Source organism: Dongia sp. P2_B8 (assembly GCF_056404715.1).
Genome location: NZ_JBFUDM010000003.1, coordinates 1,322,407 through 1,349,285, shown reverse-complemented (window position 1 = coordinate 1,349,285; position 26,879 = coordinate 1,322,407). Strand labels below are relative to the sequence as shown.

Sequence of the window (26,879 nt, the reverse complement as noted above, 5' to 3'; positions counted from 1 at the left end):
ATGTCATCGAGCCGGTCTTCACCTATTGGCAGCGCCGCTCCTTCGCCCAGGACGGTGCGCCCAAGGTCCCGGAAGGCTTCCGCTTCGCCAGCGACATCAACACCCAATGGCTCGATGCCAATTCCCTCAAAAAGATGATCTGAGGCGCAGGCCGGGCGGAGAAGCGGGCTGGGCTGAAAAGTAGGCTGGGCACCCACAGTGCAGTGCAGCATTGCGGCGTCAATTTCGTCATATTCTTGGGTTTGCTCACAACAATTGCGGTCGCCGTCACTCTCACGGTAAATAGTCCGGCCGCGGGATCGCTCCCCTGTGACCGCACCGTCGCAATTGGGACAAGTTGAGCGAATCATGGCAGCTATATTGTTGCAGGCACGGCCGCCTCGGATATGACCGGACGGTCGCTAAGAGCGCGAAAACAAAGGGAATTGTTTTTGTCTACCACATCACCATCATCTGCGGCTGGCGCACACAATTCATCCTGTGGGTTGCGCCGCATGCTTTACCTGCCGATGGAGATTGCATCCCGTGAACTGGATTCGCGGCTGTTACTGGCGGTCCTGGCCATGCAGCGCGGCTTTGAGGTCGTCCTGGGGCAAAAGTGGTTAATCGAGCGCAATGTCGAGGCCATGCCACCCGGCATCTACATGTCCAAAAGCCTGACGCAACGCGACGCCCGGACTATGATGCGGGTGAAGGAATTGGGCTACACCGTCGCCGCCATCGAAGAGGAAGTCCCTGGTCTGGTGGCAAAGCCCGACGAACTGCGCTGGATTGCCGATGATGCCGTCCGCTTCGCCGATGCCATTTTCATCGGCGGGGAGACCAACAGCTCGGCCATGAAAACCCGGTTTCCGTTTGCCGCCGACCGCGTGCATAGGACGCTTAATCCGCGCTGGGACCTGTTGCGCCCGGAAATGCGCAGCATGCACCAGCAGGATATCGATGCGATCCGCCAGCGGTTCGGCCGCTTCCTGCTCGTGAACACGAATTTCGGCTGGACCAACTCCGACAAGGGGCCAGCCGAGTTCATGGTCCAGGAGCAGTTCCGCCAGGGCAAACTCGACCTCAACAACCCTACCCAGCGGCAGTTCATCGACAATTACCTGATGATGGAACGCGACAATCATCAGGCCGCGGTCAAAATCATCGAGCATCTGCTCCAGCAGTTGCCGGACATGTCGATCGTGCTGCGGCCGCATCCCTCTGAGCGGATCGAAACCTGGCTGGAGCATTTCCGGGGCATGCCGCGCCTGTCGGTGGTGCGCGAGGGTGCCTCCATTCCCTGGATCCTGGCGTCTGACGCCCTCATCCACACCAATTGCACGACGGGTGTCGAAGCCGTCGCCCTCGACCATCCTGCCCTCTGTGTCATGGCAACACAGAGCCCGGTCGTCAGCCGTTATCTCGCCAACCGCGTCAACCCCGTTGCTCATACCGTCGACGAAGCGACTGAGATGCTGCTGGCCCACGTCGCCGGCACGCGGCCCCTCGCCTATACCGACGAGATGCGCCGCGAGTTCGCCGAGAGCATGAGCTACAACCCCAACCGCATGGGCGCCGAGACCATTGTCGACTATCTCGATCATGCCCTCGCGGCGCGATCCTGCATGGACAGCCCCAGCGATACGACAAGCAATTGGCGGCCGAATTGGAATTACCAATGGAGCCTGAAGGACAAGAATGTCCGCGGCATTCTGTTCCCGGACTTCGACCATGCCAAGATCATGGACCGCCTGCGCCGCATTGCCGGCGCGTTGGGCATCAGCGTCGATCCCTGCATCTACACCTGCGGATCGAAAGTCGCCCTCTTGACGGAAAAAAAGATCAGCATGTCGACCCATTTGCATCGACTTGTGCGCAGCGCCGTTGCCTAAGGACTTTCCATTGTGATGACCCTCGATGACATCCAGCAGCATTGGCAGAGCTGGGCCCGGTCATTTGGCAAGGACCTCCGCGCCACGACCAAGGGCCGTACGGCCAAGATGCTGGAAATCGGCTGCATCGACCAGATTGTCCGGCGGGCTGCCACCGAATTCGGGCGCCCTTTGCGCATCCTTGAGGTGGGCTGCGGCAATGGTTTCAATTGCAGCTGGATCGCCCAGCAATTCCCCGACAGCCATGTGACCGGAATCGACTATATCCCGGAGATGATTGAGGCCGCCCGGCAACGGCAGGCAGAAGACGGCATCGACCCGGCGCGCCTCACCTATCAGGTCGGCAATGCGCTGGAGCTCGACAATGTCGCTGGCCCCTTCGACGTCATCCTGACCGACCGCTGCCTGATCAACCTCAATAGCTGGGATCTGCAGCAGCAGGCCTACCGGGCCATGGCGCGATTGCTGGGGCCGCGCGGGCTTCTGGCAACGATCGAGAACTCTGCCGAAGCGCGGGCCCGGCAAAGCCGGTTGCGCTTGGCGGTCAACCTGCCGGACCGGCCCATCGACGTCTTCAATACCTTCATCGCCGATGGCAAGATCGAGCGCCTCGCCGGCGAGATCGGCCTCAGTGTCCTCGAGACCCGGAACATCAGCACGCTCCACGACCTGCTGCTTTACGTCCTGCTGCCGATGACCAATGGCGGCACGGTCGATTATGACCACCCGTTGATCGAGGCTGCGGCCACGCTCAATCTGGAACTGACCAATGGCCTTGGGCAGGACCTTGGCCCGATCGGGCAGAATCGCCTGGTCCTGTGCCAGAGACCATGACCGGAACGGCGGCCGGGCCGGGTACCGGCAACGATATGTCCGCGCGCCGGGCCCTGCTGCTGGATTTCGACGGCACCATCGCCGACACGCTGCCCGTGCTGCAGGAGACCTATGCCAGCTTCCTGCGCAGCATCGGAGCCACTGCGACGGCACCGACTTTTGCCCAAGTCAATGGCGCCAATCTGTTTCAGCTGATCACCGACCTCTCCCGACGCTATGCGCCGGATCAGGATGCTGCCCAGCTATGGCGGCGATATTGGCGGACCATCGAAACGACCGTGCCGACAGCCGCGGCCCTGGAGGGCACGCACGAGATCATCGCCTGGGCCAAACGACAAGGCTGGCGGGTCGGCATCGGGTCGGCAAGCCGCAGCAATCTCATCGCGGACTGGCTGACGCGCCACGCCCTCGATGCCCAGATCGATTGCATCATCGGCGCCGATCTGTGCGAACGCGGCAAGCCGGACCCAGCAATCTATCAGATGCTGGTCGAGCATCTCGGGGTCGCACCGCAGAATTGCATCGTAATCGAGGATTCAGAGTCAGGCGTGACATCTGCCCGCCGCGCGGGTCTTGCCGTCATCCGGTTGACCGGCACGCATCCGCCGGTCGATAGTCCGGTATCAGCCGATTATGACGCTGCGCATCTGTCCGCTGCGCTCGCCTATCTGCAGCAACGTTTTGCATCCTCGAGGCAAGATTGAAGCACCCGGTTTCATTGGTCAGGATCAGCGAGAACCCTACCTGCCGCTTGACGGCCGGGCCGCTCAACATTCCGGCTGAAGTCGACAATCTCGCCAAGACGATCTGGCATGAGGAAACGCAGCGGCGCGGTGCCCATCTCTTCGATGGCGAAATCGTGTCGGTGGCGTCGATCCAGGGCAACAGCATCATCGGACGGCGCGCCGACTATCGCTGGCTGCTGGCGCAATCGCGCGACACGTCGATTTTCAAATGGTCGCAAGTGCGTCCGCTGGCGGTGACCGGTCTGCTATTCTGCCAGGATGGAATCGTGATCGGGCGCCGCAGCAAATCGGTCTACCAGTTCCCGGGCCTGGGCGAACTCGCGCCCTCCGGGTCGGTCGACCTGACGACCCTGGATAACAACAACAATATCAGCCTGCACCGGCAGCTGATGCAGGAGCTGCGCGAGGAGGTCGGTATCGATTCCGGTCCTGTCACGGACCTGCAGCCGCTCGCCATCGTCAGTGACGTTGAAAGCCAAGTGTTCGATGTCTGCTTCCGAGTCCATACTTCATTGTCCTGGCCGCAGATTCAGGAAGCTTCCGCACGCAATGCCAGCGGCGAATATGAGAGCATCGAAATCCTGCCGCTTGACGGCATCGCCCGTTTCCTCGCCGCGAACCAGCAGACGACGACCCCGCTGACGCTTGCTTTGCTGCAAATGTTCGTCAACGAGCGGAGCCTGCAAACGTCGGACGATCAGCGGCCGCAGCACGTCATCATGCCACCCCGGCAGCCGCGAACGGCGATCATCGTGCAGGCACGCAAAGGCTCGTCCCGCCTGCCCGGAAAAGTCCTGCAAAAACTCGGCGACCGGACCGTGCTGGAGCATGTCATCGGACGCCTACGCATGGTGGAGAATGCCGACATGGTGGTGGTCGCCACCACGACCCTGCCGGCCGATGACGAGATCGTCACCTTGGCGGAATCCGCCGGCGCCATTGTCTTCAGAGGCGACGAACACGATGTGCTCGGTCGCTATCTGGGTGCGGCACGCGCAGTCGATGCCGATGTTATCCTGCGCGTCACCAGTGACTGCCCGCTGATCGACCCGGCCCTGTGTGCTGCCGTCATCAAAGCGCGGGCGGACACCCGGGCCGATTACGCGTCCAATAACATGCCGCGCCTGTTTCCCCATGGCCTGGATTGTGAAGCCTTCACCCGCGCGGCGCTTGAACATGCTGCGAGTGATGCCACGGAAACCTATGACCGCGAGCATGTGACGCCGTGGCTGCGGCGCAACCCGGACCTGCAGCGTACCAATGTGGTCGGTCCCGGCTGGCCGGCCAACCAGCAGCGCTGGACATTGGACTATCCCGGCGATCTGGAATTTTTCACGCGGCTGTTTGCCGAATTACCGCGCGACCGCATCCCGCCCTGGCAGGAAGTTTTGTCGCAGATCGGCCAGCAGCCCGACCTGGCGCTTGCCAATGCCGGGCACCGGGCCAAATCGGCGATGGCCAACGACAAGGCGGCAGCCGTGATCGTGTTCCGCTTCAAGGCCAATGCGCAGATCGGCCTGGGTCACGCCATGCGCTGTAACGCGCTGCAGGACCGCGTGGAAGCCCTGGGCTGGCGCTGCTATTGGGCGACCGATGCACAGACCATCGCCTTTCTCGGCAGCAATGTGCCGTCGCAGGCACTGATCCGCCTCGAGGGCACCGATCCGGCGGCGCATGCAAGGCAAATCGGTGCCTCGGTCGGGCATTGCGATGCATTGGTCATAGATGATTACGACATCCCGCAGAGCTTTGCGACGCAGGCGCGCGAATTTGCCAGCCGCATTGTCTATTTCGACGATCTCGTCAATCGCACCATGGATGCCGATCTTATCATCAATCCGACCCCGGGCATTCCTGCTGCGCGCTATCGCCCCTTGAACGCGCGGCCGGCACTGTGCCTGCTCGGCGCCGATGCCGCTTTGCTTCGCCAGCAATTTCCCGCGCGCCGGCCGACGCAACTGCAATCAGTGACGGAACAAGCAGGCGGTGGATCCCTGCGCCGGGTCATGGTCGCCTTTGGCGGGGTCGATCCGCTCGATGGGACGGGCCTTGCCCTGGATGTTCTGGGCACCGAGCCGGACCTGGCGATCGATGTCGTCCTCGGCAGCCAGGCACCACACATTGCCGCCGTGCGGCAGCAGGTCGCCAAAATGGGCAAACGCGTCCAGTTGTGGACTGACGTTGCTGACATGGCGGGATTGATGAGCACAGCCGATCTCATCATCGGCGCCCCAGGAACATCGACCTGGGAGCGTGGCTGCCTCGGCCTTCCCACCCTGTTGATCGGCGTTGCCGAAAACCAGCGCGCCAATGCCGCCATCGTGGCGGAAGCCGGCGCCGGCCTGGTCGCCGGCTTCCTCACCGATGAAAAGCGGGAGGCGGTTGCGGCAGCGCTGCGCGAGGCACTCGCCGACCTTTGCCGGGCGCCAGCGCGTCTCCACACCATGGCCCGGGCCGCGGCCAGCCTGTGCGACGGCCGCGGTGCGCAGCGGATCGTGGTAGCTCTTCTGCGCCCCCTGACCCTGCCCAATGGCCGTTCACTGCATATGCGCATTGTCGAGGCCAGCGACGAGGGCCGCCTGATGGATTGGCAGCGCGCGCCAGAGACGCGGCGCTACGCCTTGAACCCGGCCATCCCGTCCATGGAAGAACACCATCATTGGCTCTATGAGCGCCTGTCATCGGTGGCGGACTGGTTTCTCATTGCCGAGGTCGAAGGCGAGCCTTGCGCCTATGTCCGCCTCGATTGGATCGGTGAGGACAATGGCCGCCCGGAATATCTGATCTCGATCGCGACCGCGACGTCCCACCATCGCCAGGGTATCGCCGCCTCCCTTTTGCGGGCGGCGCGACAACTCGCCCCGGGGGCTCATTTTTATGCCAAAATCCTGCCAGATAACTTAGCTTCACTGGCGCTTTTCATTCGCGCAGAATACAGCTTGGCGGCGGACGGATATTTCCATTCCTACCCGCCCCAGCGCAAGGAGGCCTAATGCAGCGCGTTACCATTGCCGGACGAGAGATCGGGCGCGACCGACCGCCTTATGTCATCGCCGAACTATCGGCCAATCACAATGGCAGCCTGGAGCGCGCCAAGGACATCCTGCGCGAAGCCAAGAAGGCCGGCGCCGACGCCTTGAAGCTGCAGAGCTACCGGGCCGACACCATCACCATCGACCATGATGGCCCCGACTTCCGCGTCAAGGGCGGCCTGTGGGATGGCGCGCGCCTCTTTGACCTCTACAAGGAAGCGGCGATGCCCTGGGAATGGCATGAGCCGCTGTTTGCTCTTGGCCGTGAGCTCGGCATATCCGTCTTCAGTTCGCCCTTCGATCATACGGCGGTCGACATGCTGGAGCAGCTGGGGGCAGCCGCCTACAAGATCGCCTCGCTGGAACTCTGCGACATTCCGCTGATCCAATATGTGGCCAGGACCGGCAAGCCGATGATCATGTCGACCGGAGCCTCCGAACTTGGCGAGATCGCCGATGCCGTGGCCGCCGCGCGGGGCGCGGGCTGCAAGGAACTCATCCTCTTGAAATGCACCAGCGGCTATCCGACCCCACCGGCGGAGAGCTATCTCAAGACCATTCCGCATCTCACGGAGATGTTCGATTGCGTGGTCGGCCTGTCTGATCACACGATGGGCACGGCCGTGCCTGTCGCGGCAACCGCCTTGGGCTCGGCTTTGGTCGAGAAACATTTCACCCTCGCCCGCGCCGACGGTGGGGTCGATTCCGCCTTCAGCCTGGAGCCTCCGGAACTGACGCAGATGATCGAGGCGATCAACGTCGCCTGGGAAGCCGTGGGCTCGGTGCATTACGGTCCCAGCGCCTCCGAGGCCGGCATCCGGCCGCTGCGCCGTTCTCTCTACATCGTCAAGGACGTGATGGCCGGCGAGATGATCGGGCCGGAGAATGTCCGCTCGATCCGGCCGGGCAAGGGCCTTGCGCCCAAGCACCTGCCCGACGTAGTCGGCCGCCGTGCCGCACGCGATCTCAAGCGTGGCACAGCAGTCGATTGGACCATGCTGGCCGCCACCAACTAGAAACCTGAAAGGTTGCCCATGCCGGATTCCAGTGCTTCGTCATCGCCTTGGATTCCGGCGGCCGCCTCAGCCTTTATTGACACCCATGCCGCGCGCTACGCTGCCATGGATCTCGACGGCCTGGATGCCGAAGCTCATCGGCTGATTGCTGCCCACGAGCAGCTGGTCGACCGCGACTGCATCAATCTTTACGCCGGCACCAACATCCCCAATCCACGCGGCTCGGCGCTCCTCGCCTCCACCATCGGCAGCAGGCCCAATCTTGGCCATCCGGGCGCCAAGTACAATAAGGGCATGGTCCACGCCGAGCAGCTGGAGATCATGCTCACCACGCTCTTGAAGCGCCTCTTCAATGCGCGCTTTGCCGAGCATCGCGTGGGCAGTGGATCGCTCGCCAATCTTTATACCTATATGGCGACCTGCCAGCCCGGCGATGCGATCATGGCCTTCTCGGACGCGGCCGCCGGTCATCCGACCCATCATGCGATTGGCGCTGCCGGACTCTATGGCCTCAAGGTCCATGACGTGCCTTTCGATGTCGCGCGAATGGATGTCGATGCCGACGCCTTGCTCGATGCGGCCAAACGCATCCGGCCCAAGCTGATCATCGTCGCCGGCAGCATGTGCCTCTTCCCCTACAACCTCAAAGCCGTGCGCGATGTGGCCGATGAAGTCGGCGCCTATGTTCTCTATGACGCGGCGCATATGGGTGGGCTCATTGCCGGCGGCTGTTTCCAGCAGCCGCTCGTCGAGGGCGCTGATCTGATGACCGGGTCGACCTACAAATCCTTCGGTGGTCCGGCATCTGGCATGATCCTCACCAATTCGCCGGAACTGGCCGAGCGCCTCGACCGTATCGCCTTCCCCGGCCTCACGGCCAATTTCGATCTTGGGCGGACGGCAGCGATGATCGTCGCGGTGATGGATTTGCTGGCATTCGGCCCTGCCTATGCGCGGGCCTGCATTGCCAATGCCCAGGCACTGGCAGCGGCGCTGGATGCCGAAGGGATCGCCGTCTTCAGGCCAACGGGCCGCGACCAGTTCACCACATCACAGCATGTCGCAGTGAACGCGGCCCCCTATGGCGGCGGCAATGCAGCGAGTGCACGGATCGAGCCCGCCAATATCCTGTTCACCAGTATCGGCCTGCCATTGCCTGAGGTCCCGGGCGATGCCAACGGCATCCGCATCGGTACGCAGGAGATCACGCGCTGGGGTTTCACGCCATCGGACATGGCAACGATAGCCCGGCTCACCGCACGGGTGCTGATCGGGAACGAGACGCCGGAACGCGTCAAAGAGAACGTGACGGCATTCCGCCGTCAGTTCCAGGACATTCACTTCATTCGGAAGGCCTGACGGCCTAACCGCCGGCCTTCTAGCGGGGGGCGTAGTCCATTGAGGCGGCCCAGAAACGCTCCAGACGGCGCAGGGTCAGGTTGACCCCATCGAGTTCGCCATCCTTGAAGGTTTCTGAATTCAGCGCCTGGAGATGCTTGTCATACATGTCATGCATCTTCTGGACGACAGCCAGGGCCTTTTCCGACAAGCGGACATGGACTGCACGCCGGTCATGGGGCGAGCGCTCCTGGATGAGATAGCCGTTCTCGACCATCTTCTTGACGTTGTAGGAGACGTTCGAACCGAGGTAATAGCCCCGGTTCGTGAGTTCGCCAACCGACAGCACGTCGCTGCCGATGTTGAACAAGATCATCGCCTGAACGTTGTTGAGATCCCGGATGCCCTGCCGATCAAGATCGGCCTTGATCACTTCAAGGCATTCGCGATGCAAGCGCTCAACCAGCGCAATAGTTTCCAAATAGGCTTTTTTCACCGCTAATCCCCAATAGCGCAGAATCACGCCAAAAACGGTCGCGATTCGGTCTCAAGCTAGCTGCCCATCGTAAAGCAATGGTTAATCCCGCGCCAGTCCGCTAAACGGCCGATCCGGCATTTTCCCGGCGGTCCGGGCATTTAGCCACGCCCGGGCCAGCTTTTAATGGGCCTGTACCGCCCAATCCTTGACCCCCGGGACCGGGGCAAAGCAGGCCTCGACCATCGCCGGGGTGACGGAAGCAAGGTCCGCCGGCCGCCATTTGGGGGCATGGTCCTTGTCGATCAGCTGGGCACGGACGCCCTCGAAAAAGTCATGGCCGGCCATGAAATGCTGGGACAGCCGGAACTCGGTCTTGAGCACGTCAGCAAGCTTCTGGCCGCGCGCCCGGGTCAGATGGGCGAACGTCACCCGAAGGCTCATCGGCGAGAAGCTGCCCAGCGCCTTCAGTGTTTCCACCGCCCAGCTATCGCGCCGTGCGGCGAGCACGGTCATGATTTCATCAAGCGTGTTCAGGCTGAAGACACGCTCAATGTCGGGCAGCATCTGCTCGATCCCCGCGGTATCGACCCGCAGATTGAGCGCATCCAGCGTATCGATGCCGATTTCAGCCACACGCGCACTGGCCACGAAATGCCGGGCAAGGCCGATGCGGACGATTCCAGGCCCGCGCAGTGCCAGGCCGACCAGGCCCAGCGCCAATCCCAGCGCCGGGGTGCAGCGATTGAGGAAATGCCCGGCACCCACATCCGGAAACAGGCCAATGCGGCATTCCGGCATGGCAAAGACGGTTTTGTGGGTCACCACGGGATGCGAGCAGTTGAAGGCAATCCCTGCCCCGCCGCCCATGACGACGCCATCCATCACCGCGATGATCGGCTTGGCATACGTCGCCAGGCGGTGGTTGAGTGTGTATTCGCGGCGGTAGAAATCCTCGAGCATCCCGAGATCACCGCGCTGCTTGGCTGCATGCACGGCCTTGATATCGCCACCCGCACAGAACGCCTTGTCGCCGGCGCCGGTGATGATGATGGCCTTGATATCTACGCGCATTTCCCAGGCCGCCAGCTGGGCGGCGATGGCGTCGATCATGTCGAGCGTCAGCGCGTTCATCGCCTGGGGGCGGTTGAGCACGATCCGGCCATGGCCATTCTCGATGGAAAACAGGACGTCTTGAAATTCGCTCATGATCCGGCCGGCTGCTGGGGAAAGGGGCGGGACTCATCGGCCATGTGAGCCGCCTCGTCAAGCCAACTTGACAACCCACCCCACCCCGGATCATTCTCCGGCCGCGCCGATTTGAAGCTCAGCTTGCGGGCGCGTTATAAATGCAGCTAAAGCGCGGTTTCGGCATGAAACCTGTGTTTTGGCTGCCCGCCCGTCCCTGACGCGGCGGGTTTTGTCGTTTTGGCCCGGTCCACCAGCAACGGACCCGCGGGATTTGAGGGGCAGCTTGCACCGCGTCACCAAGAGCTAAAGCGCTGTATTGCCTTGGCCCCGGGCGGATCTACTGCCTTGAGGAGGCTTTTGCGATGACCACCCCGACCGACACCACGATTCCCCAGCTGCAGGACGAAATCCGGCGCAGCCCACATTGCGCCCAGGTCACCCTGAAAGCGCGCGCCGGTGCAGAGGTCGACCATGCCAGGCGGCCGGAACTCGACCATGTGCAACGGGTCCTGGAAGCCCTGGCAGGCAGCCTTGCCGCCAGCTACCGCCGGTTTGCCGCCGCCCTGGACATCCCGCTCAATAATGTTGAAATCCGCATCGAAGCGGGCTTGGATCTCAATGGCATCGCCGCAGCGGCCGAGGGTGTGCGACCCGGCCCAAGCAATGTCCGCGCAGAGGCGCGATTGTCCAGCCCGGCAGATATCTACGCTTTGGAGCGCCTGCGCATCACAGTCGAACGGCATGATCCCGTGTTGGATCTGCTCAGAAACGTCACGCCCACCCGGCTTGAGATTTCCATAAATTTACGGGACAATAATTCACTAGCTGCCTGACAAGTCACACATCGGAGACGTGAAATGACCATTAGCAAACATCCCGAAACGATCGTGCTCCACGCTGGCCACCGCCGCGACAGCGCCACCAATGCGGTGGCTGTGCCGATCTACCAGACGACGTCCTATCAGTTCGATGATTCAGCGCATGCAGCCGACCTCTTTGGCCTGAAGCGCTTTGGCAACATCTATACCCGCATCATGAACCCGACCACCGCGGTGCTCGAAGAGCGCCTGGCGGCACTCGAAGGTGGCGTGGCGGCACTTGCGGTCTCCTCAGGCCAGGCGGCCTCGGCCTTTGCGATCCAGAACATCGCCAAGGTCGGCGACAATATCGTCTCCTCGACCGATCTTTATGGCGGTACCTGGAATCTCTTTGCCAACACGCTGAAGGACCAGGGCATCGAAGTCCGCTTCGTCGATCCCAAAGACCCGGAAGCCTTCGCCAAGGCCACCGACGCCAAGACCCGCGCCTATTACGCCGAGACCCTGCCCAACCCGAAGCTGCGCGTCTTCCCGATCAAGGAGGTAGCCGATATCGGCCGCAAACTCGGCGTGCCGCTGATCATGGATAATACGGCAGCGCCGATCCTCTGCCGGCCGTTCGATCATGGTGCTGCGATCGTTGTCTATTCGACCACGAAATATATCGGCGGCCACGGCACCTCGATCGGCGGTGCGATCGTCGATGGCGGCAATTTCGATTGGGAGGCCAATGCCGCACGCTTCCCCGGCCTCAACCAGCCGGACCCATCCTATCATGGTGCCGTCTGGACTCAGGCTGTGAAGCCGCTCGGCCCTATCGCCTATATCATCAAGGCGCGTGTCACCCTGCTGCGCGATCTTGGCTCGGCGATGAGCCCCTTCAACGCCTTCCTGTTCATCCAGGGTCTGGAAACGCTGCCGCTGCGCATGCGCGAGCATGTGAAGAACACGCAGGCCGTGGCCGATTATCTCAACGGCCATCCGGCGGTGACCAAGGTCATCCATCCCAGCCGCGCCACCGGCGAAGACAAGCGCCGGGCCGATGCCTATTTGAAAGGCGGCTATGGCGGGCTCGTCGGGTTCGAGATCAAGGGCGGCCTCGATGCCGGCCGTCGCTTCATCGATTCACTGAAGCTGCTCTATCACGTCGCCAATATCGGCGATGCGCGGAGCCTTGCCATCCATCCGGCCTCGACCACGCACTCGCAGCTCAATCCCGACGAGCAGATCGCCAGCGGCGTCTCGGACAGCTATGTGCGCCTCGCCATCGGCATTGAGCATATCGACGACATTCTGGCCGATATTACCCAGGCCCTGGATGCAGCAAGCGGCACCGCAAAGGCCGCGGAGTAAGACTCCACCCATATCCCCGGGCTGGCTGCCACCGGCCCGGGGATAGCTGGGGATGTTGGTGCAAAAGGGCGGTTTCTGCCCCGATTCGCGCGATTAGACTCGCTAGTTGGGTGCATTGCAGCGTATATGCGCGATCAACCTTGAAAGGTGCGATCATGCGTTACGATATCTATCGGCGCGATAATTTGATGCTGGTGTTCGAATCCGGCAAGCCACCCTCAGACATGAACCTCAGCGGCTGGAAAAGGCTGCATATGGGGGTAAATACTCAGGTCCTGGCCCACAGCACCAAGCCCATCAGCCAGATCGACCGGGAAATCACCCAGAACGGCATGACGACAGTGGCCGTCAAGCATGTCGCCAGGCCAATGTAATAGGGCCAATGTGATGGCGCCGGTCTGAAACCCGGGCTTGATCCCGTAAGGAACGAACATGCTGTACGACATCTATCGGCGAAACGCCGAATACATGGTTTTCCCGACCCAGGCCCAGCCTGCCAGCTTCGACGCCAAGAAGGATAAGTGGAAGCTGCAGCAACAGGGCGCCCCGGAACGGCTGATCGTTTCGCTGGGCAAGCCCTTGGCCCAGATCCAGGCCGACATTGCCAAAACCGGCTTCTCGCAGATCAGGGACCGCCTGCAGCGCGCGTAAGCGGTCCGCCGGCTGCGGCGTGTCGTCCATTGCGCTGAGGGCTGCGCCGTTGTATCCGACGGTATCCCCATAGCGACCGAGCAGCCGCCAGATGACTGAGCACAGCCACGACAGCCACGCCAAGCGCCAGCCCTTCGGCCAGTTCCCGCGCATCCGGATGCGCCGCAACCGGCAGGAGGATTGGTCGCGCAGGCTGGTCGCGGAAAATGCCCTCACTGCCAACGATCTCATCTGGCCGGTCTTCGTCAAGGAAGGCGGCCCGGCCCGCGAAGCTGTCCCCTCCATGCCCGGAGTCGACCGGCTGACCATCCCAGCCCTGCTGAAAGCCGCCGAGAAGGCAGCGAAGCTCGGCATTCCGGTCATGGCCCTCTTTCCCGTCGTTCCGAAAGACAAAAAGACGCCAGGAGCCGAGGAAGCCTATCGCGCCGACAATCTGTGCAACCGGGCGGTGGCCGCTCTCAAGAAGGCAGTGCCGGAGGTCGGGATCCTCTGCGACGTCGCCCTCGATCCCTATACCGACCATGGCCATGACGGGCTGATGAAGGGCGGCGAGATCCTCAACGATGAAACGATTGACGTGCTCATCCGCCAAAGCATCGCGCAGGCCGAAGCCGGCGTCGATATCGTGGGCCCCTCCGACATGATGGATGGCCGCATTGGCCGCGTGCGCGATGCGCTCGACGCCGCGGGCTTCCAGCGTGTGAAGATCATGTCCTATGCCGCCAAATATGCCAGCGGCTTCTATGGCCCGTTCCGCGACGCGGTCGGTTCGAAATCGTCACTCGGCAAAGGCGACAAGCGAACCTACCAGATGGACAGCGCCAATGGCGACGAGGCGCTGCGTGAATGCGCGCTCGATGTCGCCGAGGGCGCCGACATGCTGATGGTGAAACCCGGCCTGCCCTATCTCGACATCATCTGGCGCGTAAAGGAGGCCTTCAAGATGCCGACCTTCGCCTACCAGGTGTCCGGCGAATATTCGATGATCAAGGCCGCGGCACAGAATGGCTGGCTCGACAATGACCGTGTCGTCCTCGAGAGCCTGCTCTGCTTCAAGCGCGCTGGCGCCGACGGCATCCTCACCTATTCCGCCATCGAGATGGCGGAGCGGTTGGCAAAGAGTTGAACGTATCCCATTTCGTCATCCCCGGGCTTGAGGGGATGACGAGATAGAGGGTGCCCTACAACCCGTTCAGCTCGCCCGGCAACAGCTTCAGCAGTTCCGCCTTCGCGCGCATGCCGGCAAAAGTCTCTTGCTTCTTCTGATCTTCGATGAGGTGCACGAAGATGATCTTGCGTGCACCCTTCTCCGCCCAGCCGACATACCAGCCAAGTTGGCGCTTCTGCTGATCCGCCGTGCCATCGGCATTGGTCAGAAAACTGGTTCCGGTCTTGCCGGAGACGATCCAGCCATTCGCCAATGTGGTTTTGGGCATGGCCTCATAGGTCATGTCATAGGCCTTATCCGACACGCCCAATTTGCGATTGAGCAGTTTATCGAGAAACTGCGCCTGCTCGAGCGGCGAGATTTTCAAGGATGATCTCAGCCACGCATTGGTGAGTCCATTACTCTTACCGGGATCACCAATGAGATCCTTATTGCCGTAATCGAAAGCGTCGACATAGCTCTGGAAGCGCGCCACCCCCAGCTTCTTGGTCAGTTCCTGGCTATACCAGACCACGGACTTGTCGAGCCAGTAACGTGGCGTGACGGTCGTTTTCCAATTCTCCATCCAATCCGCATAACCCTGCTTAAACGGCCAGGCCGGGTTTTCAGCATCGACCAGGATACCGGAATCAAACCCCATCACCGCCAGAGCCACTTTGAACGTCGATGCCGGCGTCACCGCTCTATCGCAATCGCCGGTCCGTGACAGCACTGCGCCGCCTGCAGCATCTACCAGCAATGAACAGCCGCCATCTGCCTGCGCAGATGCCGCCGCGATGAAACCCGCCAGCGACAAGGCTGCCGCGACCGCAAACTTTTTGAACAAATTCGTCCCCTCGAAAAATAGTGCGAAGGGCGCCATCGATAGTGAGAGGTCTGGGCAAAATTAAGGCGAGAACAGGACGAACGCGTGTTCAGTGCGTCTAGTGCCTGAGGACATCCAGGAAGCGCAGGATTGCCATATCGTACCACGGCCGGTCGAGGCCCAGGCCATGGAACCCGACATGGCCGCCGGAGACCGGCAGCTTCAACTGCAGATAGGGATTGTCATCCCACTTCACCTGGCCGTAGGAGGCGACTGGAATCCATGGATCATCCGATGCATGGATGATCATGGTCGGCACGCGTACACCACCCAGCCGACGCGAAGCTGAGCATTCGGCATAATATTCCTCGGCATCACGATAGCCATTCTCCGGCGCCACGATGCGATTGTCATATTCGGTGATGGTGCGGATATCCTTCGCGGCAAGGCCACGCTCGGTGCGCATGCCGTCGATGAGATGAGCGTGATAAAGCCGGTTGCGCTTCGAGGTGATGCAATGCGCCGTGGCCCGGAGATCGATCGGCGCCGAGATGCTGACGGCGCCCAGCAGATCGGCAGCGGCAGCCCCTTCCGCCTCGCCCAGATACTTCAGCAGCACATTGCCGCCCAGCGAAAAGCCGACCGCAAGCACGCCATGGCGCTTGACCTTCGCATCTATGCCAGCCAGCGCCGATGCGATGTCCTCGCTACGCCCGGCATGATAGGTCGCCTTGGCAAAGTCGCGGCCGGGGCCGGCACCACGCAAATTTAGCCGCATGACAGGATAGCCCGCCGCCAGCAGATGGCTGGCACTGACGCGAATATAATAGCTGTCCTCGCTGCCAGAGAGGCCGTGGACGAGCAGTACCAGCGGACGCTTGCCCGCCTGTGCCGGGTGATGCAGCTTGGCGATCAGCCGATCGCCGCTGCCATCATTGCAGGTGATAACGTGCCCCTCGCCAGGCCACCGGTCGAGATCGTCCTTGGGCGGACGGATCCAGTTGCGCAGAGTCTGCAGATCGCCACCGCGCCACAACGGCAGGGGCCGGAATGGCGGCAGATCGATCTTCTCCAATATCCTTACTTGTCCGTCAGCCATGTCTGTAACAGGGCAATCTGTTGCGGGTCCATCAATGCCGGTGCATGCCCCATGCCATCCCAGGTCACCAGCCGGGCTTTGGGGCCGCGCTGGGTCATTTCCTGGGCTGTCGCCCCCAACAGGAGATCAGATTCGGCCCCCCGCAGGACCAGGGTGGGGCATTTGATCCGGTCCCAAATTGCCCACAGGTCCCAATCCTGCACCGCATTCTTTACGTTACCGGCAATGGCTGGATCATAGGCGAGGCCGAAAGTGCCGTCCGGTCGCTGGCGGTGACCATAGGCGACGAGGTGCTGCCATTGGGCATCGGTCAGGGGGCCGAACGGCGCCAGTACCTTGCGCAAATGCGTCTCAATTGCGACCAAGGAGGAGAAGCGATTGTCGAGCCCGACATAGTCAGCAATGCGCAGCAGGGCAGCTTTCGGAATGAACGGTCCGACGTCATTGACGACCAGCCGGCGGATCGGCGTGCCGGCCTGGGCTGCCAGGGTCATGCCGATGAGGCCACCCATCGAGGTACCGACCCAATCCAGCTGCTCAACATCGAGCCGCGCAATGAGCGCGTCCATATCGGCACAATATTGCGGATAGCCGTAATAGACCGGGTCGCGCAACCAATCGCTCGCACCCCGCCCGACGATGTCCGGGCAGATCACGCGGGCATGCTGCGACAGCGCAGCTGCCAGCGCATCAAAATCGCGCCCGTTGCGCGTCAGGCCATGGCAGCACAGGATCACGTGCGACGCGGCTGGATCGCCCCATTCGGTATAGGCAACGCGGTGAAAGCCGGCCGGGCTGCGGCCGAGGAAGTGCTTCTCCCGCATCACGCTCAACGCACCGCCCCGATCGGCTGATCGTGGACCACGACGAGGGTTTCCGGGGCAAAGCCGTTGAACCGTGTCGCCAGCGCATTGGAATAGGCACCGACGCGGTCGATCTCGATCCAATCGCCCTCGTCGATGTCGGAGGGCAGCGAGAAGGTCGAGGGCAGCACGTCGAGAGAATCGCAAGTGGGGCCGTTGAGGATGAAATCCTTGGGCGCACCCGTGAACGAACCTGACAGGCGATGCGCGCGCGCCGGCAATTTCACGCCGGCATCGACGGTTTCGGAGAGCGACCCATAGACGCCATCATTGATATAAAGCTGGTCTTCCTTACGTAGCTGTACCTGCGTGATGACCGACACCGCATGTGCCACCAGGGCGCGACCGGGTTCGCACATCAGCACGCAATCGCGGCGCAGCTTCAGCTTCTTGACGCCCTCTTCAATCTCGTGAATGAAATCCTCGAAGGGCGGCATGTTGGTACCGAGATATTCGGCCGGGAAACCGCCCCCAACATCAAGGCCAACGATATCGACCTTGGCCTTCTCCAGCACTTCGCCGACGATCTGCAGCGCATCGGCATAAGCCCCGGGCACCAGGCATTGCGATCCGACATGGAAGGCCAAGCCGACACGGCAGCCGCGCGACGCGGCATCACGCAACATCGCTGCGGCAGCATCCACCTCGGCCCCGAACTTGGACGCCAGATGATAGAAGGCACCATCGACAGGCGGCGTCTTCAGGCGCACATAGATGGTGAGGCCCTCGGCGCCACCGAGTTCCGTCAGGATCTTATTGAGCTCGCTCGGATGATCGATGATATAGGTATCGATCTCGTAGACCTTGGCTGCCGTGTTGATGACGGCGCGGCCCTTCACCGGATGCATGAAATAGCAGGCGGCGTCCGGAAAGCTTTCACGCACCTGGGCGATTTCGGGGAGCGAGGCTGTGTCGAAATGGCGAATGCCGGCACGGTGCAACGCCCGCAGCACTTCGGGGTGTGGGTTGCATTTGACCGCGTAAAGGACCCGGCCCGGAAACTGTTCCAGGAAGCGCCCAGCCGCCTGGTTGATAATCTCCGGCCGCAGGCAATAGACGGGATAGCTGGGCTTCAGCGTCTCGATCATGGTGCGGACGCTGTCGAATTCCTTCATCATACCCTGCTCCTGCGGTTCAACTTCCGGCCTTTTCCCAGCCTTCCCTCTGGCCTTACTTGGGGCTTCTAGCCGATAGGCCTGCTGTTGTCACCCGCCCCCCCGATCAGCTATCTAACTGCCGAACGAAGGTGCCTTGGTAACAAGTCATATTAATGACAAGAAGTGCAGTTGGGGGAATGAGATATGGTCCAATCGAACGAGGCAGCCAAGGATAAGACCTCCCCTGGCGGCAAGGCTGGAGGCCCCCTGTCCGGGATCATCATCATTGACCTGACCCGGGTGCTGGCGGGCCCTTTCTGCACCATGCTGCTCTCGGACCTCGGTGCCCGGGTGATCAAGGTCGAAAATCCCAAGGGTGGGGATGATTCCCGCGCCTATGGCCCCTTCATCAACGGCAAGTCCGGCTATTTCATCGCCCAGAACCGCGGCAAGGAATCGATCGCCCTCGATCTCAAGAATGAGGGTGACCAGGCGATCCTCCACCGGTTGCTACGCGGTGCCGACGTGCTCATTGAGAATTTCCGGCCCGGCACCATGGCGCGGCTCGGTTTCGGGCCGGAGGCACTGAAGACCCTCTATCCGAAACTGATCTACGCTTCGACCTCCGGCTTCGGCCAGACCGGGCCCTACGCCGACCGACCGGCCTACGACATCATCGCGCAGGCCATGGGTGGCATCATGAGCATCACCGGACATGAGGGTGGCGAACCGACGCGGGTCGGCGCCTCGATCGGCGATCTGGGGGCCGGCTTGTTCACGGCGCTCGGCATCGTCTCGGCGCTCCATCACCGCAATCAATCCGGTGAGGGCATCGCCGTCGACGTCGCCATGCTGGACAGCCAGCTGGCGCTGCTCGAAAACGCCATCGCGCGTTACTATTCGACCGGCAAGGCGCCCAAGCCCCAGGGCGCCCGGCATCCGTCGATCGCCCCTTTCGAGGCCTACCGTACCCAAGACGGTTATGTCGTCATTGCCTGCGGCAATGATCCGCTGTTCCGCACCTTCTGCAAGGTTCTCGAACATGACGCGCTGGCCGATGATCCACGGTTTGCCACCAATGCAAAGCGGTCGGAACATGTCGTGGCATTGAAGGACACGCTGGAGGTCTTCCTCACGGAGAAGACAACGGCCTATTGGCTGGAGTTGTTCAACCGCACCGGTATTCCCTCGGCGCCGATCAACGATGTGGGCCAGGCGATCCACGATCCCCAGGTCCAGCATCGGCAGATCGTGCTGCCGGTCGATGACCCCAGCGTCGCGCCTTTAGCGGTCGCTGGCTCGCCGATCAAATTCTCGGGCTTTGCAACGCCATCGACACGGCCGGCGGCGCCGGGCCTCGATCAAGATCGTCTGCGCATCCTGGCCGATTTCCCGTAAGCCCGCTAAGCTCGCCACCTGACCCGACCCCGACCCAACCTCCCCAGGATTCGCTCTATGGCCAAAGGGCTGCGCTGGACTCTCCGCATTGTCGCCGCGCTGGTGCTGCTGGTCGTGCTGGTTGGCGTCGGTGGCTTTCTGTGGCTGCGATCCAGCCTGCCGCAGACCGAGGGCGACATCGTCCTGCCTGGCGTTGCGGCGGAGGTGACCGTCACCCGCGACGAACGCGGCGTCCCCACGATCCATGCGCAGACATCGGCTGACGCCTATTTCGCCCTCGGCTTCGTGCACGCCCAGGACCGGCTGTTCCAGATGGATGGCATGCGTCGCCTCGGCGCCGGCCGCCTTTCGGAGGTGCTGGGTCCCGATACACTGGACACCGACAAGTTTATGCGCTCGCTGGGCCTCTATCGCTCGGCGGAGGCCCAGGTGCTGGCGGCGAGCCCCGCGCTCAAATCGGCGCTCAATGCCTATAGCGCCGGGGTGAATGCATTCATCGGCGAACATCGCGGCGCCTGGCCGCTGGAATTCTATCTGCTGAACTATCATCCGGAACCTTGGCGGCCGGCGGATTCTCTGGTCTGGGGACGCCTGATGGCGCTCGACCTGTCCAGCAACTGGCAGTCGGAGAAGAACAACAGCCAGTTGAAGCGCGGCCTGCCGCCCTATCTCTTCGACCTGCTTGTGACGGCGCCCGTACAACATGCGGCAGGCACCGATGATGGATCGGCACCGGTCTGGCGCCAGCCGCTCAGCGAAGCTTCGAACAGCTGGGTCGTCGGACCGTTGGCAAGCGTCGGCAGCAAGCCGCTCATTGCCAACGATCCGCATCTCGGCCTTGGCTTGCCAGCCGTCTGGTATCTTGCCCGCATGGAAACACCGGAGATGAATTGGACCGGCGCCACGGCACCCGGCATGCCCTTCATTGTGATCGGCACCAATGGCCATGTCGCCTGGACCTTCACCACCACCACCGGCGACACGCAGGACCTGTTTGAGGAACGCCTGATCCCGGGCAAACCCGACCAGTATGAGACCCCAACCGGCCCGCAAGCCTTCCTGAGCCGACAGGAAACCATCAAGGTGAAGGATGCGGCGGATGTCGCGTTCACCGTACGTAGCACACGGCATGGGCCGGTGGTGTCGGATCTTGGCGACGGCAGCGCATCGGCGGGTACGGTCATGGCGCTCGCTTGGACCGCCCTGCTGCCTGACGACCGTACGCCGGAAAGCATCATGGGCATCAATAATGCGCGTGACGCGGCTGCCCTGGAAGTGGCGCTCATTGATTTCCATGCGCCGGAACAGAATGTCGTCTATGCCGACAGCGATGGCATCACCGGTTTCGTTGCCGCCGGGCGCGTGCCCTTGCGCCATGATATCTATGAAAACAGTCGCCTGCCGGCCCCCGGCTGGTCAGGCGAGTATGACTGGCTGGGGACGCTGCCCATGTCATCCTTGCCACAGTTGCGCGGCGAGAGCAGCGATTTCCTGGTCACAGCCAACAACGACATCCGGCCCTTGGGCTACCGCCCCTTCATCACGGCGGATTGGCCGGACGACACCCGCGCCAAACGCATCCGCGCGCTTCTGGCGCAGGGCCAGCCTAAGGATCTCGACCAACTCAAGGCGATACAGATGGACCGGCATTCGGCACCGGTCCTGGCCTTCGTTCGGCATTGGCAATCCATCGCCGCCAGCACCGATTCCGACTTTGCTGACATTTTTGCCACATGGGACGGCAGCATGGACCGCAACCAGGCGGCACCTCTCGTCGCCACAATCTGGCTCGACCGCATCGCCCACCACTTGCTGGCCGACGAGATGCGCGGCCATTTTGCGGATTGGTGGATGTGGCAGGTCGACCGGCTTGAATCGGTGATCGCCGATGGCCGTGCCTGTGACGATATTGTCAGTCCGGCCAAGGAAAGCTGCGCAGATATCCTCTCCATTGCTTTCAAGGACACGTGCGCCGATCTCACGGCGGCCTATGGGGCGGATGTCCAGAATTGGCATTGGGGCGACAGCCACCGCGCCCATTTCAACCATCCGGTCTTCCGCCATGTACCGCTGCTGGGTGACTGGCTCGACGCTGATTTGTCAACCGATGGCGATTTTTTCACCATCAACCGCGGCACCATGCTGCCACCGCGGCAGGGTGTTGCACTTTCGCACATCCATGGGCCCGGCTTGCGCTTCCTCCTTGATTTCGCCGATGCGGATCGGGCGCTGTTCGGGCTGGCGGGGGGGCAATCGGGCAATCCATTGTCGCCGCACTACGCCGATTGGCTGGCCGATTGGCGGGATGGGGTCTATCGGACAATCATCGGTGGWGGCCAGGAACAGCTGGTTCTCCAACCCGCGAATCGGGACTGAGAACGCGTCCCCAGAGCGCCCCCTTTCGCCGAATTGAACCACAATTCAAGCCCTTGCCCCGAATCCTAAACCAAGTATTAACTAAAACCGGCGATGTTGGGTCGACTTCACCAGGGGCGGGTTTCGGCATTCCATGCTGGTCATCGTAGGATTAATAGTCGTCTTCGGTTGTGTTTTTGGGACCTACGCCATTTCCGGCGCCCACATGGCTGTGCTTTTTCAGCCCTACGAATTCATCATCATTCTGGGTGCAGGCATCGGTGCGCTGATCATCGGCAGCACGAAAACCGGCTTGAAATCGGTTGGCGCCGCGTTCAAACGGGCGCTCAAGGGGCCGGTGTACAAAAAAGCCGATTACGTCGAGTTGCTGTCGGTTCTCTACCAACTGTTCCGGCTGGCCAAGACCAAGGGCATGTTGGCACTCGAACAGCATGTCGAAAAACCGGACGAAAGCGCGCTTTTCGCACAGTTCCCGAAATTCCAGCACGATCATCACGCGGTCGAGTTCCTCTGCGACTATCTGCGCATGATGACGCTGGGCACCGAGAATCCAAACGAGGTCGAAACCCTCATCGATGCCGAGCTTGAAACCCATCACGGCGAACTGCATGTCGGCAGCCATTCGATTCAAACGATGGCCGACGGCCTGCCCGCCCTCGGCATCGTCGCTGCGGTGCTGGGCGTCATTCACACGATGGGCTCGATCACCGAGCCGCCGGAGGTCCTTGGCCACCTTATCGGCGCGGCGCTGGTCGGCACCTTCTTCGGTATCTTGATGTCCTATGGTGTGTTTGCGCCTTTGGCCACCGTTGTCGTGGCAACCGACAATGCCGATGCAAAATACTATCAGTGCATGAAGGCTGGCTTGCTGGCGCATATGCAGGGCTATCCACCCGCAGTGTCCGTCGAGTTTGCGCGCAAGGTCCTGTGGTCGACCGAGCGTCCCAGCTTTTATGAGGTAGAGCAGGCCGTCAGTGCGTTGCCGGCGCCGACTTGAGGTCGGGTTGGTGCCAATGCTGACGCAGGTTGCCACGAAAGGTCCAATCCATGGCGGATGAAAGACCGATCATCATCAAGCGGATCAAGAAATCGGGTGGCGGCCATCATGGCGGCGCCTGGAAAGTGGCTTATGCCGATTTCGTGACGGCGATGATGGCCTTCTTCCTGCTGCTCTGGCTGCTCGGCAACACCACGGACGAGCAGAAGAAGGCCATCGGCAACTATTTCAACCCGACCATCGCCGTCGCTGATTCGTCGTCGACCGTTTCGGTGATGGATGGTCAGCCGCAGGTGATGGAGACCATGAGCGGTGCGGCGTCGGCCGAAGCCGATATTGAAGAGGAAGGCACCGGCGCCACCGGAGATGGAACGGGGGCAAACACCGATGCCGAGCAGCCTGACGCCGTCGACCAAGGCCAGAAGCCGATCGATGCCAAAGAGGCCGAACAAGCCTTGAAGGCCGAGGAAGAAAAGAAATTCGAAGAGGTCAAAAAGCAGATCCAGCAGGTCATCGACGAGACCCCGGATCTCTCCGGCATCAAGGACAATCTGCAGATCGACCAGACACCGGAAGGCTTGCGCATTCAGTTGCTGGACAAGGAAAAGGAATCGATGTTCGCCTCCGGCAGCTCGAACATGGATGAGAAAAGCCGCAAATTGCTGAGTCTCGTCGCCCAGGCGGTCAAGGGCATGCCGAACAAACTCGCCATTGCCGGACATACCGATTCCACTCCCTATGTCGGCGCCGATGGCCGCACCAATTGGGAATTGTCATCGGATCGCGCCAATGCAGCGCGGCGGGTGTTGGTGGAAAACGGCGTTGACCCCACCCATGTGCGCAATGTCGTCGGCCGCGCCGACACCGATCCCTTCATCAAGGAAAATCCGCAGGACCCGCAGAACCGGCGCATCTCGATCACGCTGCTGAGCGAGGTCCACGATGAGTCGGCGGGTGGCGCGGCGACGCACACGGCCACCCCAGCCACCGCACCCACGGCACCCGCAGCACCGGCTGAACCCCCGTCCGAGATCGTCCCGCCTGCCCAATAACAATCGCGTGAGATGACAAGAGGTCGCAGCGCCGGACTTGCGGGGTACGCTCCAGGCGCCCATATGCTGTCGGCCGTTCATCAAGAGTTCTTCATAAAGTGGGCCCGACGTGACCGACCGCAAGCTGCCATCGATCCAACTCAATCGCCTCAGCATGGGCGAAGATGCCCGTTTTGCGTCCGAGGAATCGGACACGATTGCCCGCGGCATCGACCTTGCGGATCCGCGCCGCTATGACGGCATCCTGATGCGCCGCTTCTGCGCGGCGATCGTCGATTTCGTCCTGGCCTCGGTCTTGTCCACGGTCTTGTGGCTGGCGACCTGCATGGCCTCCATCGTGACGCTGGGCCTGCTTTCCTTGCCGGCGATCGTGTTCAACACTGTCGTAATCCATGTCGTCATGTCCGGTTATCTGATGGCCGGCGCCCATGGCGCCAGCATCGGTATGCGTACCTTCGGTTTGCGCGTGGTTAATTTGGAGGGCCGCAAGATTGACCATGTTCAGGCCTTCCTGATGGTCGGCATGTATTTTGCGACCATGACGGTGTTCTTTCCTGTCCTGGCGGTCGGATTTTTCACCCAGCGGGCGCGGCTGCTCCATGACATCGTCGTCGGAACCGTTGTCGTCCGGGCTGACCCCGCCTGACGCGCCCCCCACTTGACGCGCAGCCATGGCGAAATGCATGGCGGTGGCGTAAGATAATGCCATGAGCGTGCAGAGCCGCAGCTTTCCGATCAGCTTCATGGTGACCACCGAGGTCCCGTGTCCCTATCTGCCTGAGCGGATGGAACGCAAGATCATCACGGAGCTGGCCGGTAGCCAGGCCACGGAACTCTTTGAGCTCCTGTCCCGCGCCGGGTTCCGCCGCAGCCATTCCATCGCCTATCGGCCGGCCTGTGCCGGATGCCAGGCCTGTGTGCCGGTCCGCATCGATATCGACAACTTCCACGCCTCGCGCTCGCTGCGCCGGGTGCTCGCGCGCAATGCCGACCTCACGGCGGAAATCCGCCCGGCACATCCGACGCAGGAGCAGTACCAGCTGTTCAGCCGCTACCTCGAGATCCGGCATAATGATGGCGAGATGGTCGGCATGGGGCCGCAGGACTATGCCAGCATGATCGCCGACAGTCCGATCGACACCCGCATGGTCGAGTTCCGGGACAGCGCGCGCAATCTGATTGCAGCCTGCCTGACCGATTGGAGTTCCGACGGCATTTCCGCGGTCTACAGCTTCTTCGCGGCCGACCGCGCGCAGGACAGTCTGGGCAGCTATGTGGTGCTGCGCCTCATTGACCTCGCCCGTCAGGCGGGTCTTCCCTACCTCTATCTCGGCTATTGGGTGAAGGGTAGCCAGAAGATGGATTACAAACGACGCTTCCAGCCCCTGGAACGTTATGGTCCGGACGGTTGGCAGAAGCTGACCGAGGAGCGTTAGCGGTCCGGTCGAGGCGGCTTTCCTTGGCCGGTCCGACCTGATAGTTTCCCGCTCCAGATATTCCTGAGCCGGTGTGAACCTGTCTAGACAAGCAGGCAGATTCCTGGCCCAAAAGTGACCAGATTTGAGGGTTTTTATATGCGACGTCGTCGCTTTCTGACCGGCGCACTGACCGCCGGCGCTGCCGGTGCGGCCACCTTGGCCAGTTCCTTCCCGAAGCCCGCCCTTGCCCAGGACCGCATCGAATGGAAGATGGTCACGGCATGGCCCAAGGGTCTGCCGGGATTGGGCTCCAGCGCCGAACGCCTGGCGGAGCGCATCAACCAGTTGTCCGCCGGCCGCCTGACCATCAAGGTCTACGCCGCCGGCGAGCTGGTCTCGCCGCTGCAAGGTTTTGCCGCCGTTTCGCAGGGAACAGCGGAAATGGCGCATGATTTTTCGCTCTATCACATCGGCCAGATGCCGGCCGCTGGCTTTTTCAGCGCCGTGCCGTTCGGCCTCATCCCGTCGGAATTCAATGGCTGGATCAACTTCGCCGGCGGCCAGGAATTGTGGGACGAGCTCTATGACGCGGCCGGCGTCAAACCCTTCCTCGCCGGCAATACCGGCGTGCAGATGGGCGGCTGGTTCCTCAAAGAAGTGAACGACGTCGCCGACCTCAAGGGCCGCCGGTTCAGCATCCCCGGCTATGGTGGCGAGGCGCTGAAGAAACTCGGCGTCGATGTCATGCCGATGGCGAGTGGCGAATTGTTCGCCAAGCTGCAAGACGGCGCCATCGACGGGGCAGAATGGGTCGGCCCCTATAACGATTTGTCGCTCGGCCTCTACAAGATCACCAAATTCTATTACTGGCCGGGCTTCCAGGAACCGGGCACGGGCCTTGAGTGCATCGTCAACAAGGGTAAATTCTCCGCCCTGCCCGATGATCTGAAGCAGATCGTCGCGGCGGCCTGCATGGCGGAAAACGGCCTGACGGCTGCCGAATATAGCGGTCGCAGCCCGGCAGCGCTGGCAACCCTGGTCAATGAACATGACGTGCAGCTGAAGAAATTCTCGCGCGACGTGCTCGTGGCCTTCGGCAATGCGTCGAGCGAAGTGGTCCAGGGCGTGCTCGATAATGGCGACGACATCACCAAGCGGATCGTCGCCTCCTATCTCAAATACCGGAAGACCACGCTCAACTGGACCCGCGTCAGCGAAGGTGGGTTCCTGGCCGCGCGGGATCTCGGCTTCGACTATCCGACTGGCTGAATCGGACAA

At 61.8% G+C, this 26,879-nt stretch carries 24 protein-coding genes and 1 riboswitch; of the genes, 18 read left to right on the top strand and 6 right to left on the bottom strand.

Annotation, left to right across the window (positions count from 1 at the left end; translation table 11 throughout):
• Positions 1-494: 494 nt before the first annotated feature.
• Genes AC1DWZ_RS13825 through AC1DWZ_RS13800 form a run of 6 tightly spaced genes read left to right on the top strand, consistent with a single transcriptional unit; the run spans position 495 to position 8,861 of the window.
• Positions 495-1,874, top strand: a complete 1,380-nt coding sequence (locus tag AC1DWZ_RS13825) for a surface carbohydrate biosynthesis protein (protein ID WP_477169480.1) — start codon at positions 495-497, stop codon at positions 1,872-1,874.
• 15 nt (positions 1,875-1,889) lie between these two features.
• On the top strand, positions 1,890-2,708 hold the full coding sequence (locus tag AC1DWZ_RS13820; RefSeq protein ID WP_477169479.1) for a class I SAM-dependent methyltransferase: 819 nt from the start codon (positions 1,890-1,892) through the stop codon (positions 2,706-2,708).
• Positions 2,705-3,412 carry an HAD family hydrolase gene (locus AC1DWZ_RS13815; protein WP_477169478.1) on the top strand — a complete coding sequence of 236 codons (708 nt, stop codon included), beginning with the start codon at positions 2,705-2,707 and terminating at the stop codon, positions 3,410-3,412. The genes AC1DWZ_RS13820 and AC1DWZ_RS13815 overlap by 4 nt, the downstream gene beginning before the upstream one ends.
• Positions 3,409-6,447, top strand: a complete 3,039-nt coding sequence (gene pseG / locus AC1DWZ_RS13810; protein WP_477169477.1) for a UDP-2,4-diacetamido-2,4,6-trideoxy-beta-L-altropyranose hydrolase — start codon at positions 3,409-3,411, stop codon at positions 6,445-6,447. The genes AC1DWZ_RS13815 and pseG overlap by 4 nt, the downstream gene beginning before the upstream one ends.
• Entirely contained in the window at positions 6,447-7,502 is a 1,056-nt protein-coding gene (gene pseI, locus AC1DWZ_RS13805) for a pseudaminic acid synthase (RefSeq protein WP_477169476.1), read from the top strand. The genes pseG and pseI overlap by 1 nt, the downstream gene beginning before the upstream one ends.
• Positions 7,503-7,520: 18 nt before the next feature.
• Positions 7,521-8,861, top strand: a complete 1,341-nt coding sequence (locus AC1DWZ_RS13800; RefSeq protein ID WP_477169475.1) for an aminotransferase class I/II-fold pyridoxal phosphate-dependent enzyme — start codon at positions 7,521-7,523, stop codon at positions 8,859-8,861.
• Between the two features lie 19 nt (positions 8,862-8,880).
• On the opposite strand, the gene AC1DWZ_RS13795 is transcribed toward AC1DWZ_RS13800, so the two are convergent.
• Entirely contained in the window at positions 8,881-9,336 is a 456-nt protein-coding gene (locus AC1DWZ_RS13795; RefSeq protein WP_477169474.1) for a MarR family winged helix-turn-helix transcriptional regulator, read from the bottom strand.
• 162 nt (positions 9,337-9,498) lie between these two features.
• A complete protein-coding gene (locus tag AC1DWZ_RS13790) occupies positions 9,499-10,524 on the bottom strand; it encodes an enoyl-CoA hydratase/isomerase family protein (RefSeq protein ID WP_477169473.1) in 1,026 nt (341 codons plus the stop codon).
• A 93-nt stretch (positions 10,525-10,617) separates the two neighbouring features.
• Positions 10,618-10,693: riboswitch (SAM riboswitch) on the top strand.
• 175 nt (positions 10,694-10,868) lie between these two features.
• Here AC1DWZ_RS13790 and AC1DWZ_RS13785 point away from each other — a divergent pair.
• The 5 genes from AC1DWZ_RS13785 to hemB all read left to right on the top strand — a co-directional run bounded on the left by AC1DWZ_RS13785 (position 10,869) and on the right by hemB (position 14,454).
• A complete protein-coding gene (locus AC1DWZ_RS13785; protein ID WP_477169472.1) occupies positions 10,869-11,339 on the top strand; it encodes an OsmC family protein in 471 nt (156 codons plus the stop codon).
• Positions 11,340-11,363: 24 nt separating this feature from the next.
• Positions 11,364-12,677: an O-acetylhomoserine aminocarboxypropyltransferase/cysteine synthase family protein gene (locus AC1DWZ_RS13780; protein ID WP_477169471.1), complete on the top strand. Its 1,314-nt coding sequence runs from the start codon at positions 11,364-11,366 to the stop codon at positions 12,675-12,677.
• A 155-nt stretch (positions 12,678-12,832) separates the two neighbouring features.
• On the top strand, positions 12,833-13,051 hold the full coding sequence (locus tag AC1DWZ_RS13775; protein ID WP_477169470.1) for a hypothetical protein: 219 nt from the start codon (positions 12,833-12,835) through the stop codon (positions 13,049-13,051).
• A 58-nt stretch (positions 13,052-13,109) separates the two neighbouring features.
• Entirely contained in the window at positions 13,110-13,328 is a 219-nt protein-coding gene (locus AC1DWZ_RS13770; protein ID WP_477169469.1) for a hypothetical protein, read from the top strand.
• Between the two features lie 91 nt (positions 13,329-13,419).
• A complete protein-coding gene (hemB, locus tag AC1DWZ_RS13765; RefSeq protein ID WP_477169468.1) occupies positions 13,420-14,454 on the top strand; it encodes a porphobilinogen synthase in 1,035 nt (344 codons plus the stop codon).
• A 55-nt stretch (positions 14,455-14,509) separates the two neighbouring features.
• Here hemB and blaOXA read toward each other — a convergent pair whose 3' ends face one another.
• The 4 genes from blaOXA to AC1DWZ_RS13745 form a co-directional block, all read right to left on the bottom strand.
• The gene (gene blaOXA, locus AC1DWZ_RS13760; RefSeq protein WP_477169499.1) at positions 14,510-15,292 is read right to left on the bottom strand and encodes a class D beta-lactamase; all 783 of its coding nucleotides are present in this window, start codon (positions 15,290-15,292) and stop codon (positions 14,510-14,512) included.
• Between the two features lie 127 nt (positions 15,293-15,419).
• The gene (locus tag AC1DWZ_RS13755; protein ID WP_477169467.1) at positions 15,420-16,400 is read right to left on the bottom strand and encodes a YheT family hydrolase; all 981 of its coding nucleotides are present in this window, start codon (positions 16,398-16,400) and stop codon (positions 15,420-15,422) included.
• Positions 16,382-17,224 (bottom strand): alpha/beta fold hydrolase, encoded by an 843-nt coding sequence (locus AC1DWZ_RS13750; RefSeq protein WP_477169498.1) that lies wholly within the window; start codon positions 17,222-17,224, stop codon positions 16,382-16,384. Before AC1DWZ_RS13750 ends, AC1DWZ_RS13755 begins: the two co-directional genes overlap by 19 nt.
• A 5-nt stretch (positions 17,225-17,229) precedes the next feature.
• Entirely contained in the window at positions 17,230-18,381 is a 1,152-nt protein-coding gene (locus tag AC1DWZ_RS13745) for a type III PLP-dependent enzyme domain-containing protein (RefSeq protein WP_477169466.1), read from the bottom strand.
• A gap of 183 nt (positions 18,382-18,564) precedes the next feature.
• Here AC1DWZ_RS13745 and AC1DWZ_RS13740 point away from each other — a divergent pair, with 183 nt between their 5' ends.
• The 7 genes from AC1DWZ_RS13740 (at position 18,565) to AC1DWZ_RS13710 (ending at position 26,870) form a co-directional block, all read left to right on the top strand.
• A complete protein-coding gene (locus tag AC1DWZ_RS13740) occupies positions 18,565-19,758 on the top strand; it encodes a CaiB/BaiF CoA transferase family protein (protein WP_477169465.1) in 1,194 nt (397 codons plus the stop codon).
• Between the two features lie 57 nt (positions 19,759-19,815).
• Positions 19,816-22,134, top strand: coding sequence for a penicillin acylase family protein (locus AC1DWZ_RS13735; protein WP_477169464.1), 2,319 nt, complete (start codon positions 19,816-19,818; stop codon positions 22,132-22,134).
• A gap of 133 nt (positions 22,135-22,267) precedes the next feature.
• The gene (gene motA, locus AC1DWZ_RS13730; protein ID WP_477169463.1) at positions 22,268-23,131 is read left to right on the top strand and encodes a flagellar motor stator protein MotA; all 864 of its coding nucleotides are present in this window, start codon (positions 22,268-22,270) and stop codon (positions 23,129-23,131) included.
• A gap of 50 nt (positions 23,132-23,181) precedes the next feature.
• Positions 23,182-24,183 (top strand): flagellar motor protein MotB, encoded by a 1,002-nt coding sequence (gene motB, locus AC1DWZ_RS13725; RefSeq protein WP_477169462.1) that lies wholly within the window; start codon positions 23,182-23,184, stop codon positions 24,181-24,183.
• Between the two features lie 109 nt (positions 24,184-24,292).
• Complete coding sequence (locus AC1DWZ_RS13720) at positions 24,293-24,829, top strand: RDD family protein (protein WP_477169461.1); 537 nt, start codon at positions 24,293-24,295, stop codon at positions 24,827-24,829.
• Between the two features lie 61 nt (positions 24,830-24,890).
• Positions 24,891-25,619: an arginyltransferase gene (locus AC1DWZ_RS13715; protein ID WP_477169460.1), complete on the top strand. Its 729-nt coding sequence runs from the start codon at positions 24,891-24,893 to the stop codon at positions 25,617-25,619.
• 138 nt (positions 25,620-25,757) lie between these two features.
• Entirely contained in the window at positions 25,758-26,870 is a 1,113-nt protein-coding gene (locus AC1DWZ_RS13710) for a TRAP transporter substrate-binding protein (protein WP_477169459.1), read from the top strand.
• Positions 26,871-26,879 lie beyond the last annotated feature (9 nt).

What these genes read in the sequence shown, in the direction of transcription:
- AC1DWZ_RS13825 (WP_477169480.1), top strand. Translation starts at nt 495, where the DNA reads ATGCTTTACCTGCCGATGGAGATTGCATCCCGTGAACTGGATTCGCGG.
- AC1DWZ_RS13820 (WP_477169479.1), top strand. Translation starts at nt 1,890, where the DNA reads ATGACCCTCGATGACATCCAGCAGCATTGGCAGAGCTGGGCCCGGTCA.
- AC1DWZ_RS13815 (WP_477169478.1), top strand. Translation starts at nt 2,705, where the DNA reads ATGACCGGAACGGCGGCCGGGCCGGGTACCGGCAACGATATGTCCGCG.
- pseI (WP_477169476.1), top strand. Translation starts at nt 6,447, where the DNA reads ATGCAGCGCGTTACCATTGCCGGACGAGAGATCGGGCGCGACCGACCG.
- AC1DWZ_RS13800 (WP_477169475.1), top strand. Translation starts at nt 7,521, where the DNA reads ATGCCGGATTCCAGTGCTTCGTCATCGCCTTGGATTCCGGCGGCCGCC.
- AC1DWZ_RS13790 (WP_477169473.1), bottom strand. Translation starts at nt 10,524, where the DNA reads ATGAGCGAATTTCAAGACGTCCTGTTTTCCATCGAGAATGGCCATGGC.
- AC1DWZ_RS13785 (WP_477169472.1), top strand. Translation starts at nt 10,869, where the DNA reads ATGACCACCCCGACCGACACCACGATTCCCCAGCTGCAGGACGAAATC.
- AC1DWZ_RS13780 (WP_477169471.1), top strand. Translation starts at nt 11,364, where the DNA reads ATGACCATTAGCAAACATCCCGAAACGATCGTGCTCCACGCTGGCCAC.
- AC1DWZ_RS13775 (WP_477169470.1), top strand. Translation starts at nt 12,833, where the DNA reads ATGCGTTACGATATCTATCGGCGCGATAATTTGATGCTGGTGTTCGAA.
- AC1DWZ_RS13770 (WP_477169469.1), top strand. Translation starts at nt 13,110, where the DNA reads ATGCTGTACGACATCTATCGGCGAAACGCCGAATACATGGTTTTCCCG.
- hemB (WP_477169468.1), top strand. Translation starts at nt 13,420, where the DNA reads ATGACTGAGCACAGCCACGACAGCCACGCCAAGCGCCAGCCCTTCGGC.
- AC1DWZ_RS13755 (WP_477169467.1), bottom strand. Translation starts at nt 16,400, where the DNA reads ATGGCTGACGGACAAGTAAGGATATTGGAGAAGATCGATCTGCCGCCA.
- AC1DWZ_RS13750 (WP_477169498.1), bottom strand. Translation starts at nt 17,224, where the DNA reads ATGCGGGAGAAGCACTTCCTCGGCCGCAGCCCGGCCGGCTTTCACCGC.
- AC1DWZ_RS13745 (WP_477169466.1), bottom strand. Translation starts at nt 18,381, where the DNA reads ATGATGAAGGAATTCGACAGCGTCCGCACCATGATCGAGACGCTGAAG.
- AC1DWZ_RS13740 (WP_477169465.1), top strand. Translation starts at nt 18,565, where the DNA reads ATGGTCCAATCGAACGAGGCAGCCAAGGATAAGACCTCCCCTGGCGGC.
- motA (WP_477169463.1), top strand. Translation starts at nt 22,268, where the DNA reads ATGCTGGTCATCGTAGGATTAATAGTCGTCTTCGGTTGTGTTTTTGGG.
- motB (WP_477169462.1), top strand. Translation starts at nt 23,182, where the DNA reads ATGGCGGATGAAAGACCGATCATCATCAAGCGGATCAAGAAATCGGGT.
- AC1DWZ_RS13715 (WP_477169460.1), top strand. Translation starts at nt 24,891, where the DNA reads ATGAGCGTGCAGAGCCGCAGCTTTCCGATCAGCTTCATGGTGACCACC.
- AC1DWZ_RS13710 (WP_477169459.1), top strand. Translation starts at nt 25,758, where the DNA reads ATGCGACGTCGTCGCTTTCTGACCGGCGCACTGACCGCCGGCGCTGCC.